This window comes from Sphingobium wenxiniae (genome assembly GCF_007830065.1).
Taxonomy (GTDB): domain Bacteria; phylum Pseudomonadota; class Alphaproteobacteria; order Sphingomonadales; family Sphingomonadaceae; genus Sphingobium; species Sphingobium wenxiniae.
Map to the genome: position 1 here is coordinate 133,719 of NZ_VLKK01000002.1, position 11,565 is coordinate 145,283.

Genomic DNA, 11,565 nt, shown 5'->3' on the forward strand with positions numbered 1-11,565 from the left:
ATCGTCACGATCCGAAAAAGGACGGGCCGTGCCTCTTCCATCGATATTTTGTCCGCCGCCCCAAAAGGGCGGCGGGCGATCCCGGCATCGGCCGGATCAATCGGCGAAGATAGCCTTGACGTTGCGACGCAGCAGCTTGCCCATCTCATTATAGGGCAACGCATCGACGAAGCGGATATGCTCCGGCACGCGCGAGGAGCGGAGCTGCTTGCGTACCAGATCCTGCAACTCTTGCTCCGTGACGGTAACAGCCGGCTTCAGAACGACAGCCGCCGCCAGCGTTTCGCCCCATTCGACCGACGGCACGCCCACTACGGCGACGTCCTCGACGCCATCATGGCTTCGCAACACCTTCTCGACTTCACCGGGCGAGATATTTTCGCCGCCCCGCACGATGACATCGTCAATGCGGCCGGCCAGGAACAGGAACCCGTGATCGTCGATAAAGCCGGAATCGCGGGTTGGAAACCAGCCATCATCGTCGGTGAGCTTGCGGCCCTGATATTCGCCCGACACCTGCGGTCCGCGAACGAATACCTCGCCCAGTTCATTGGGGCCAAGGACGCTGCCATCCTCACCGCGAATCTCGACCTCGACGGTCGGGAGCGGCTTGCCGACCGAATCCAGACGGCGGGCAACGAGCGGATCGGGATGATTATGCGCTTCACGATGATCCTCCGGTCCCAGCAGCGCGATGGTCGAGCTTGTTTCGGTAAGGCCATAGGCATTGGCGAAGGCGACCTCAGGAAACAGCGTCAACGCCCGCTCCACCACCGGAAGCGGCATCTTGCCCCCACCGAATGCCAGGGCGCGCAACGCCTGGAGATTGGGTTGCTCATTCGTCTCGTCGATGTGCGCAATGATGCGCGTCAACATGGTGGGCACGACGAAGGCGTTCGTCACGGATTGATCACAGCATTGCTTCAGCCACTCGGCGGGCGTGAACTGCGGCAGCTGGACGATCCGGCGCATCGCGTAGATGGAGCTGAGAATCGCCGAAATGCCCGCGATGTGATAGGGCGGCACGGAAACCAGCGTCGCCTCATCCTCTTCGGCGGAAGCGAAATCGATCGTGCCCAGCACATAGCCGAGCAGATTCTGATGCCGCAGCAATGCCGCTTTCGGCTCGCCGGTGGTGCCGCTCGTAAAGAGCTGAACGGCAACGCCCTCCTCGTCTTGCGGCGCATCCCATTCGCCCGGCTCCTCCGATGCGGTCGCCGCCAGGAATTCCGGCCCCGTCATCAGCACCCGCGCCGCGCCATCGGGAACGCTTGCGGCCTTGTCGAGATCGGTGATGAGGAAAACGGGAAACAGCCGCTCGATCAGCCGGTTCGTTTCCGGCACCGTCAGACGGTAGTTGAGCGGCGCGAACGGCTTGCCCGCCATGGCCGCGCCGAACAGCGCGACGACGGTCGCGGGGCTGCTCTCGCCCAGATAGGATACATAGGCCGCGCCGCTCTCGACAATGCGGGCGGCCGCCGCCTGCGCCGACGCATAGAGGCGGCCATAGCTGTAATGCACGCCATTATGCGTCAGCGCGATCCGATCCGGGAAGGTGTCGGCCGCCATTTGCAGGACGAGAGAGATATTCATGCTGCGTCGCGCGCTCCTAAGGTCGGAGGAAAAGTCCTGATCAGTCCGAAGATGGAAGGGCCTTGGCGGCCTTGATTTCCAGCGCGACCCCGTTAACCGCGAGCGTGCCCTTTCCGGGCTTTATGCACAACAGCTCGACCGATCCGTCATCCGTCTGGTAACGCTTGCCCATCGCGGTGCCGCTCGCGAAGCCAGGGTCGATCTGACCGGGCGCGCCGGTACGGGCGGTGACCATTTCCGCACCGCCGCAGGTCAGCGCCACATCGCCGCTGCCCTTGATGACCATCACATCGGTATCACACACGCTGCTGTGCAGCTTGGTGCCCGCCTTCAATTGCATCTTGCTCACTTTCCCTTGCGGCCTTGCCGCCTGGTTGATTCGTCATCCTCTCATATCGCCTGATGCCAGCGTGGCAAGAGGCTCACGGCCTGTGCCGTGCCGCAAAAGAGGTTACAGCGCCGCGCTATCGTCATGGCATAATCATCTATGTGATACGCATGGCAATGGGGTGGCAGGCGGGGGGGGCGCTGTGACATGATGGGCGAGACATCCGAAGAAGGACGAGCATGACCGACCTCTCCTGCCATTATCATGGAACCGGGATTCCATCGCGGCCGGTATGCCACGCCGCACCGCTCCGCCCCATATGATTGCCGCCTTCAAGGATAATGATCCAGACATGTCAGCGCAACATTTGCCCGATGTCGACCCGTGGAACGACATCGACGTACTGGCTCTTGTAACTCTGGAGCAGTTGGATACGCTGCTGTTCCGCAATCTCGTCAATCAGAGAAACACCAACGGCGTCCTCTATGGGGGACAGGTCATTGCACAGGCGCAGGCGGCGGCCGGCGCGACCGTCGGGCCGGAGCTGCGCTGCCATTCGCTGCACGGCTATTTCCTGCGGGGCGGCGACTGCGACCGCCCGGTCATCTATCAGGTGGATAAGACGCGCGACGGGAGAAGCTTTTCGACCCGCCGCGTGACGGCGTTGCAGAACGGCGTGCCGATACTGCACATGGAATGTTCCTTCCATACGGGCGAAGAGGGGTTCGAGCACCAACTCACGGCCCCCGCGGTTCCGCAGCCCGAAGATCTTCCGACCATGAACGAACTGATCGCGGCCGAACCCGAACGGCTGGGGGCCTATGCGCGTTACTGTTCCGAAAAGTCCGGCCCCATCGATTTCAAGCTGGTTGACTGGCGCCAGCTAGTCGAACGGCTCGACGAGCCCGTGCGGCGCATATGGCTTCGTGCGCCCGCCGCCGCGGGCAGCGACGATCCCGCCGTTCATCAGCAGATACTGACCTATCTTTCCGATTTCTGGCTGAGCGGGGTGGCGATGAATATCCATGCGGTCGCGGTGCCCGGGCGCTTCTATATATCGAGCCTGGACCACGCCTTGTGGTTTCACCGCCCCGCCAAGGCTGACGAATGGCTTCTTTACGATACGGAAAGCCCTTCGGCGTCCAGCGGGAGAGGTCTTTCGAGGGGTTCGCTGTACGACAGGTCGGGCGTTCTGGTCGCGACCGTGATGCAGGAAGCGCTGATCCGAAAAGCCCGAGGAGCCGTCTGAAAATGTCGATCATCACCACAGCCCGGGACCATCCCGACAAACCGGCAACGATCATGGCCGGTTCGGGCGACGTCACTACCTATGCGCAGTTGCTCGCACAGGCCGAACAACTGGCGCGCGTCCTGCTGACCGAATTGCGCGCGGGCGATCGTATCGCCATGATCTGCGCGAACGAACCCGGCTATCTGGTCGCCGCATGGGCGGCACGCCGGGCCGGCCTTCACTTCGTGCCGGTCAACTGGCATCTTACCCTGGACGAAGCAGGCTATATCGTCCGCAACAGCGACGCACGGGCGCTTGTTGCATCGGCATCGTTGGGCGATGTGGCGAAGGCGATTGCCGCGGACGATGACGCGCTCGTTCTCCGGCTGTCCATCGGGGGCGCGATCGACGGGTTCGTGGCCGTGGAGGAGGCAATCGCATCGGCCCCTGCCACACCCCTGCCCGATGGCCCGGACGGCAATCCCATGTTCTATTCGTCGGGAACGACCGGCCGGCCGAAGGGGATATTGCGCGCGCTGGGCAATGCCCCCTTCGCCTCGTCCACGGCGGGGGAAGAGCTGCTCGGCACTATCTTCTCCATCGATGCGGATACCGTGCTGCTCATTCCCGCCCCGCTTTACCACGCGGCGCCCATGGGCTGGTCGCAGGCGGCGCAGGGACTGGACGGCACGGTCGTCGTCATGGAGCGATTCGATCCCGAAGCTCTGCTCGCGGCGGTGGAAAAATACCGCGTCACGCATATCAATTGCGTGCCCATCCACCTTATCCGCCTGCTTCGGCTGCCCGAGGAGGTGCGCAACCGCTACGACCTGTCGAGCCTGAGGCATGTGGTCCATGCGGCCGCCCCCTGCCCGCCCGACGTCAAGCGCGCCATGATCGAATGGCTGGGACCGGTCGTCGAAGAATTCTATTCCGCGAGCGAGGCCGCCGGCTTCTGCACCGTCACGTCGGAAGAATGGCTGCGCAAACCGGGCACCGTCGGCCGCCCCCTCAGCGGCCGCGTCCGCGTGGCAGGCGAGGATGGCCGCCTGCTTCCTCCGGGTGAGCCGGGCCTTCTCTATTTCGAGGCGACCCCCCGTTTCGTCTACCATAATGACGCGGAAAAGACCGAAGGCTTCTTCGACGCGGACGGCTGGGGCTGCAACGGCGATATCGGCTGGGTGGATGAGGACGGCTATCTGTTCCTGGCCGACCGCAAGAGCAACATGATCATTTCCGGCGGGGTCAATATTTATCCGCAGGAAGTGGAAAACCAGTTGATCAACCATCCTGCCGTCGCCGACGTGGCCGTGATCGGCGTTCCCAATCCCGAATATGGCGAGGAAGTGAAGGCGGTTGTGGAGCTTCGTCCGGAAGCCGCCGGATCGCCGGATGATGCGATGGCGCGGGATTTGATCGCTTTCTGCCGCGACAGGCTGGCCGGTTTCAAATGCCCGCGCAGCGTCGATTTCGTGGACAGGCTGCCCCGGCATGAAAATGGCAAGCTGCTCAAGCGCGAACTCAAGGCCCGCTACGACGGTTGAACGACGAACGGCAATGGAGAGGACCAGGCCCATGAAACTGCTTATTTGCGGCGCGACAGGCTATCTCGGCACGCATATCGCGAAGGAGGCGCTGGCCTGCGGGCATCAGGTGCTGGGGCTGGCGCGGAGCGAGGCGAGCGCGGACAAGCTGCGGGGCGCCGGCATCGAACCGGTGAGGGGCGATCTCAAGGACATCGCGTCCGTCCTGCCGCATCTCGACCGGGTAGAGGCCGTGATCTCCATCGCGCAGTTGATGCTGGACGAGGAATATGCCGCCGCCAAGGCGATGCTCGAGCATCTGGAAGGCAGCGGCAAAACCTTCATCTTCACGTCGGGCACCGGCCTCATTTCCCAGAAGACCGACGGCAACTGGAGCGAGGACAGCTTTGCCGAGGACGATCCCTTCGTGCCCTCCAAATATATCGGCGCGCGGCTCGACACGGAGAATATGGTGCGCGCTTTCAAGGACCGCGGCCTGCGCGCCATGGTCATGCGCCCGCCGCTGATGTGGGGCAACGGCCAGAACAAGGTGATCGAGGATTTCTATGCCTCCGCCGCAAAGACGGGCGCGGTCTGCTATCTCGGCGCGGGGCTTAACCTCTATTCCAACGTCCATGTCGAGGACATGGCGCACGCCTTCATGCTGGCGCTCGAAAAGGGCGTGAGCGGCGCGCTCTATCATTGCGTTTCCGGCGAGCAGAATTACCGCACCATGGCCGAGACGATCGCCCGGCATCTGGGCGTGCCGGCGCGTAGCGTCTCTTTCGCCGAAGCCGCCGAAATCTGGGACAAGTTCACCGCCCTGATTACGTTCAGCGTATGCAGCCGCTCGCGTTCCCCGCGCGCCCGGCGGGAACTGGGCTGGGCGCCGCATCCCGATAAGCTCGACATATTGCAGGAAGTGGTCAACCCCGTCTTCAAGGAGCGGATGAGCGCCGGCCGGTCGGCGCCATCGGCCTCCGCCAGGCCGGGGGCTTGATTCCGGCCGTCCGGCCATTCATCGCACTAAGGATGGATCGCCGTCCTTGATGGACGCGGCCTTTCCGCTCGTGGCAGGAAGAGCGAAGATATTTGATGATGTCGAGGAGGGTTCTATGCGCTACGCACGTCTGGGAAATAGCGGCCTTGTAGTATCGCGCATGGCCTTCGGGACCATGACCATGGGTTCGGGCATGAGCCCGGCGCTGGCCCGGCTGGGATCGAGCGAGTCCGATCGCCTGATCGGTCAGGCGTTGGACGCAGGCGTGAACTTCTTCGACACGGCCAATGTCTATCATGCCGGCGAGTCGGAGCGGATATTGGGCGCGGCGCTGGGCGCGCGCCGCAACGATGCCGTGATCGCAACCAAGGTCGGCATGCGCATGAGCAATCGGCTGGACGACAGCGGCCTGTCCGCGCGGAACATCAACCAGTCGCTTAATGCCAGCCTGGAACGGCTGGGCACGGATCATGTCGACGTGCTGCTGTGCCACCGCAACGATCCCACCACGCCGCTGGAGGAAACGCTGGCCGCGCTGGATCGCGTGGTCCAGGAAGGCAAGGTGCGCTATCTCGGCTTTTCCAACTGGCCCGCATGGGAGGCGGCAAAGGCCGTCGCGCTGCAAAAGGCCAATGACTGGGCGCCTTTCGTGACCGGGCAGATGTATTATTCGCTCGTCGGCCGCGACATCGAACATGACTATGTGCCTTTCGCCCTCGACGCGGGCGTGGGCACGATGGTGTGGAGTCCGCTGGCGGGCGGTTTCCTGTCGGGCAAATATACGCGCGACAATCCCACCGGCGGCGGCGGGCGCATCGCCACACTCGACATCGTGCCCTTCGATCGGGAACGCGGGTTCGACATCGTCGATGTCCTGCGCGAAATAGCCGGGGGACGCGGAACGTCGGTCGCGGCGATCGCCCTGTCCTGGCTCGCCGATCGCCCTTCGGTGTCGACTGTCATCATCGGTTTCGCCGACGAAACCCAGATGCGGCAGAATCTTGAGGCATCCGACCTCATACTGACCGAAGATGAGCGCGCCCGGCTCGATGCCGCAGCGTCGGTCGAACTGCCCTATCCCCAATCCTTCCTCTCGCGGTTCGCAAAGGATCCCGCGGTCGTCGCGGTCCGATAAGGCGGAGGAACGGCCTTATGATAGACGCGAGCAAGTTGGTGCTGCGCCCCGATGCGCTGAAAGAAGCGCGCATCCTCATCACCGGGGGCGGCAGCGGGCTGGGCCGCATCATGGCGGAGGGTTGCGCCCATCTGGGCGCGCGCGTCTATATCTGCGGCCGACGCGGCACGCTGCTGGAGGAAACGGCGGACGCGATCAACGCGCTTGTCGGACGGGAAAGCGTGCGCGGCATCATATGCGATATCCGCTCGGCCGAATCCCTCACCGCGTTAGCCGACACCATATGGGCCGACGGCGGAGCGCTGACCGGCCTCATCAACAATGCCGCCGCCAATTTCGTCTCGCGTTCGGAGGACATTTCCCCGCGCGGGTTCGACGCCATCGCGGATACGGTATTCCGGGGAAGCTGGCTGATGACGCAGGAGGTCGGCCGCCGCTGGCTGGCCGCCGGCGATGAAGGCGCGATCGTCTCCATCCTGACGACATGGGTCTGGAGCGGCGGCCCCTTCGCGGTTCCCGCGGCCATGGCGAAGGCCGGCGTGAACGCCATGACCCAGTCGTTGGCGGTCGAATGGGGCGGACGCGGCATCCGCCTCAACGCGCTGTGCCCCGGCGCCTTCCCGACGGAGGGCATGGCCGCTCGCCTTCTCACCAGGGAACAGGGCTATTCCAACGACGTCGCCAATCCCATGCGCCGCAACGGTCGGCCGGACGAACTGGCCAACGTCGCCGCCTTCCTCCTCTCGCCAGGTTCCAGTTTCGTGAACGGTCAAACCATCGCGGTGGATGCCGCGGGATGGCAGGAAAATGGCGCGAACTTCGCCAGCCTCACCCGCTGGACGGATGAGGACTGGCAAGCCGCGCGGGACCGGATCAGGCGCACCGACGCCGCCGACAAGGCCGCGCGGTCGGTGGATGCAGGCGCGCGGAAACGAGGTTGACATCGCGTGCCAAAGCATATGCGATATTGCGCTGGACAGCTTGCTTCGGCGCGTGCAAGCGCCATATCGAAAATTGACGAACATTCATGTTGTAATCTCATCACATAGAGAGGTTTTATGTCATCAGCTGTCATCGTCAGCGCCGTCCGTACCGCGGTCGCTACCGCGCGCAAGGGAACCCTGGCCAATACCAGCGGTGAGAAACTTGCCGCCACCATCCTCCAGGCGGCCATCGCGCGCTCCGGCGTCGCGCCCGAACTGATCGACGATGTGATCTTCGCGGAGTCCGGTTACGGCGGCGGGGTTCTGGCGCGCCATGCGGCGGTGGAGCTTGGCATCTTCCAGGCGGGCGGCATGGCCGTGAACCGCCATTGCGCGGGCAGCTTGAGCGCGGTCGGCGTTGCGGCCGGCGCGATCCTCTCTGGCATGGAGCGCGCGATCGTCGCGGGCGGCGTCATGTCCGTTTCGACCGGCCCGATGATGCGCCGGCGCATTCCGGGCACGGAAGAGATCCAGGACTTCTGGATGCCGCCGACGCATCCGGACACCCCGGAAGCGCCCAATATGGACATGTCGATCACGGTCGGCTGGAACACCGCGCAGGCGGCGAACCTGACTCGCGAGGAGATGGACGCCTGGGCGCTCCGTTCGCACCAGCGCGCCATCGCCGCCATCGATGCGGGCAATTTCAAGGACGAAATCGTGCCCGTCGAAGCATTGCAGATGGACGGCTCCACCATTACCTTCGATGTCGACGAGCATCCGCGCCGCGACAGTTCGGCCGAGAAGCTCGCCAGCCTCAAGGTTCTGCATCCGGAGATTGAAGGCTTCTCGATCACGGCGGGCAATTCGAGCGGCGTGAACGACGCCGCCTCCGCCCTGATGGTCACCAGCGGCGACTTCGCCAGGGGCGAGGGCATCACGCCGGTCGCGAAGATTCTTGGCTTCACCGCCAAGGGCGCGAATCCGAAGAATACGGGCATCGCCGCTATCGACACGATCCGCAAGCTGCTGGAGCGTACCGGCCGCTCCGCCGACGACATTGCGCTGTGGGAAATCAACGAAGCCTTCGCCTCGGTCCCGCTCGCGGCCTGCCGTATGCTGGGCATCAGCGAGGATGCCGTCAACATCTCGGGCAGCGGCTGCTCGATCGGCCACCCGATTTCCGCTTCCGGCGGGCGTATGCTGGCCACGCTCATCAACGACCTCAAGCGTCGGGGCGGCGGCCTTGGCGTCGCCGCGATGTGCGCGGGCGGCGGCCAGGGCGGCGCGGTTCTCATCGAAGTCTGATCGCGGCGACAGCGCGACCGGCAAGGCGGGGCGGGTGGAACACCGCCCCGTTTTCCGTTTGAGGCCCTGTCCCCTGGAGGCTCTGCCAAAGCGTTTCGCAAGCACCATGGCTTCTTTGAAGAAACGGCGTACAAGACGTCAGACAGGCGCACATTGACATAATTACCGGGAGGGAGCCGAATGACGACGGATGCAGTCAAATATCCGCTGACCGCGGAAGGGTGGACACCGCGCTTGCTGACCGAGCTGCTTCAGAAGCAGCGGCCGGGCGCGCAAGTGGAAACGGTCACGGTCGTCGAAGGCAATTATTATGGCGAGGGCATGGTCTCGACAGCCGGACGGATCACCTTCGATCTCGGCTATGCCGCTCCTTCCGATCTTCCACGGCGCGTCGTTGTCAAGATTGCGCAGACGGTGCTCGCCGCCCAGCCCCTCTATGACAATGAGGTGGCTTTTTATGAGCGCCTGCGACCCGAGCTGGATATAGAAGCGCCCCAGGTGTTCGCGAGCGCGTTCGATTCGGAAAGCGGCACTCTGGCGCTCGTCATGGAGGATTTGCGGGTTCGCGGCATCCGTTTCCCCAACGTCACCGTGCCGGTTGCGCTGGACAGCATAGGCGACCTTATCGATACGCTGGCGCGCCTTCATGCGCGCTATTGGCAAAGCGCCCGCCTGTCGGGCGATCTGAGCTGGGTGCAGAGCCATATGGCGGGGCCGCTGCACGACATGTTCCACAAGCCCGACATGGTTCCCGCCATGATCGCCGAACAGGTCCGCACCGAACAGTTCAAGCGCGAAATGGTGCAAAGGCTTGGGCTGACCGTAGAACTGCTCTACGATGGTTTCCGCGCCGTGCAGGCTCATCAGGCGCGCCTGCCGCAGACGATCCTTCACGGCGACACCCATATCGGCAACACCTATTTGCTGCCGGACGGGCGCGGCGGGCTGCTCGACTGGCAACTGTTCGTGCGTGGATATTGCATGCATGACGTCGGCTATCTGATCGCCACGGGCCTGTCGATCGAGGATCGCCGTCGTCACGAACGCGAACTGCTCGATCATTATCTCGACCGGCTGAAGGCGCACGGTGTGGCCGATGCACCTTCGCGCGAGGATATCTGGACGGAATATCGGCGCGCGGCGGTATGGAATGTCTATATCGGCTGGCTGACCACGCCGGTAGTCAATTATGGCTGGGAAATCGGCGTGATGGCGCATCTGCGCGTAATGACCGCCTTCGAGGATCTGGAAACGGCAAAGCTCCTCGCGAGCATGTAGGCGCTTGCGCCCACTACTGACTGGACGGTCGGTCGATCCCGAACCGGCTCTAATCGCGGGCCAGCAGCATGGCCATGGAGAGGGGACCGCCGCCGGCGCCGGTAACGCAAACCTTCATGTCCCGGTCCACCTGGGTTTCGCCCGCCTGCCCGCGCAGCTGACGCACCGCTTCGCGCACATAACCGAAGGCATGGGTGCGACCCGCCGCGATCTGCCCGCCATTGGTGTTGATCGGGAATTCGCCGTCCCGCGCAATGCGATGCCCGCCCTCCAGATAACGTCCCCCTTCGCCGATGGGACAAAGGCCGAGCGCCTCGATCCACTGCAACGTCAGAAAACTGAATCCGTCATAAAGCTGGCCGATATCGACGTCCTTTATGCTGTAGTCGCTCAGTTCCCAGAGTCGCCGCGCCGTGGGATAGCAGGCCGGTTCGACCGGCTGGTCCCACGTGTAGCGGCCCGGCAGGGCCTGCGCTACGGCATCGATCCGGATCGGAATGTTCCTGAGGTCCCTGGCAGTGTCGGCCGCCGAGACGATGACGACGGTGGATGCGTCCGACAGCGTGTCGCAATCATACAGGCAGAGCGGCGACGAGATCATCCGGGCCGCCAGATAATCGTCCATGGTGATCGGTTCGCGAAAGATCGCCTTTGGATTGAGCGCCCCGTTGCGCCGGGCGTTGATCGCGATCTGGCCGAGCTGCTCACGGGTCGTGCCGTAATCGTGAAAGTGGCGCGACGCATATTGCGCGACCCAGTTCGCGGCGGAATAGGCATGATAAGGCAGCGTATTTGCCATGACGCCGGCAATACCCTTCGGGTGGACCGACGGAAATTCTTCGGGCTTCTTGCGCGCCGACCCTTGGGAAATGGTGCGGAAGGCGATGACGTGGCGCGCCCAGCCTGCCCGCACCGCCGCCACCGCATCGCCGATCGCGCTATATTGCGCCGCGGTTTCGTAGGCGCCGTTATACCAGGTGACATTGAGCCGAAGGGCCTCGATCACGTCGTCGCAGCCAACCGGCGCCATCTCCAGCATGGTTTCGACCCGGCCGGGCCAGGTGGACACGCCGTCGATGTCCGCCAGCGTCAGGCCCGCATCGTCCAACGCTTCCTTGATCGCATCGATGGTCAGCAGCAGCGGCGACCGGTCGACGAACTTGCCGACGGCCGACTGGCCCACACCGGATATGACCGGATCCGATTTATTCGACATTCCCTATCCTCGTCCGCCGCAGAAACCCGC

General features: G+C 63.8%; 10 protein-coding genes. 7 read left to right on the top strand and 3 right to left on the bottom strand.

Annotated elements, in window-relative coordinates; genetic code table 11:
- Positions 1–96: 96 nt before the first annotated feature.
- A complete protein-coding gene (locus tag IQ35_RS03050) occupies positions 97–1,593 on the bottom strand; it encodes a class I adenylate-forming enzyme family protein (protein WP_021245992.1) in 1,497 nt (498 codons plus the stop codon).
- Between the two features lie 40 nt (positions 1,594–1,633).
- Positions 1,634–1,933: a hypothetical protein gene (locus IQ35_RS03055; RefSeq protein ID WP_236614804.1), complete on the bottom strand. Its 300-nt coding sequence runs from the start codon at positions 1,931–1,933 to the stop codon at positions 1,634–1,636.
- Positions 1,934–2,273: 340 nt separating this feature from the next.
- On the opposite strand from IQ35_RS03055, the gene IQ35_RS03060 reads away from it, so the two are divergent.
- The 7 genes from IQ35_RS03060 to IQ35_RS03090 all read left to right on the top strand — a co-directional run bounded on the left by IQ35_RS03060 (position 2,274) and on the right by IQ35_RS03090 (position 10,319).
- Positions 2,274–3,170: an acyl-CoA thioesterase gene (locus IQ35_RS03060; protein WP_021245990.1), complete on the top strand. Its 897-nt coding sequence runs from the start codon at positions 2,274–2,276 to the stop codon at positions 3,168–3,170.
- Positions 3,171–3,172: 2 nt separating this feature from the next.
- On the top strand, positions 3,173–4,696 hold the full coding sequence (locus tag IQ35_RS03065) for an acyl-CoA synthetase (protein WP_021245989.1): 1,524 nt from the start codon (positions 3,173–3,175) through the stop codon (positions 4,694–4,696).
- Between the two features lie 31 nt (positions 4,697–4,727).
- On the top strand, positions 4,728–5,675 hold the full coding sequence (locus IQ35_RS03070) for an NAD-dependent epimerase/dehydratase family protein (protein ID WP_021245988.1): 948 nt from the start codon (positions 4,728–4,730) through the stop codon (positions 5,673–5,675).
- A 115-nt stretch (positions 5,676–5,790) separates the two neighbouring features.
- Positions 5,791–6,810: an aldo/keto reductase gene (locus IQ35_RS03075; RefSeq protein WP_145071936.1), complete on the top strand. Its 1,020-nt coding sequence runs from the start codon at positions 5,791–5,793 to the stop codon at positions 6,808–6,810.
- Positions 6,811–6,827: 17 nt separating this feature from the next.
- On the top strand, positions 6,828–7,751 hold the full coding sequence (locus IQ35_RS03080; protein ID WP_021245986.1) for an SDR family oxidoreductase: 924 nt from the start codon (positions 6,828–6,830) through the stop codon (positions 7,749–7,751).
- 117 nt (positions 7,752–7,868) lie between these two features.
- A complete protein-coding gene (locus IQ35_RS03085) occupies positions 7,869–9,041 on the top strand; it encodes a thiolase family protein (protein ID WP_021245985.1) in 1,173 nt (390 codons plus the stop codon).
- 180 nt (positions 9,042–9,221) lie between these two features.
- Positions 9,222–10,319: a phosphotransferase family protein gene (locus tag IQ35_RS03090; RefSeq protein ID WP_145071937.1), complete on the top strand. Its 1,098-nt coding sequence runs from the start codon at positions 9,222–9,224 to the stop codon at positions 10,317–10,319.
- A gap of 49 nt (positions 10,320–10,368) precedes the next feature.
- Here the strand turns inward: IQ35_RS03090 and IQ35_RS03095 are convergent, their stop codons facing one another.
- The gene (locus IQ35_RS03095; RefSeq protein ID WP_021245983.1) at positions 10,369–11,535 is read right to left on the bottom strand and encodes a thiolase family protein; all 1,167 of its coding nucleotides are present in this window, start codon (positions 11,533–11,535) and stop codon (positions 10,369–10,371) included.
- Between the last annotated feature and the right edge of the window lie 30 nt (positions 11,536–11,565).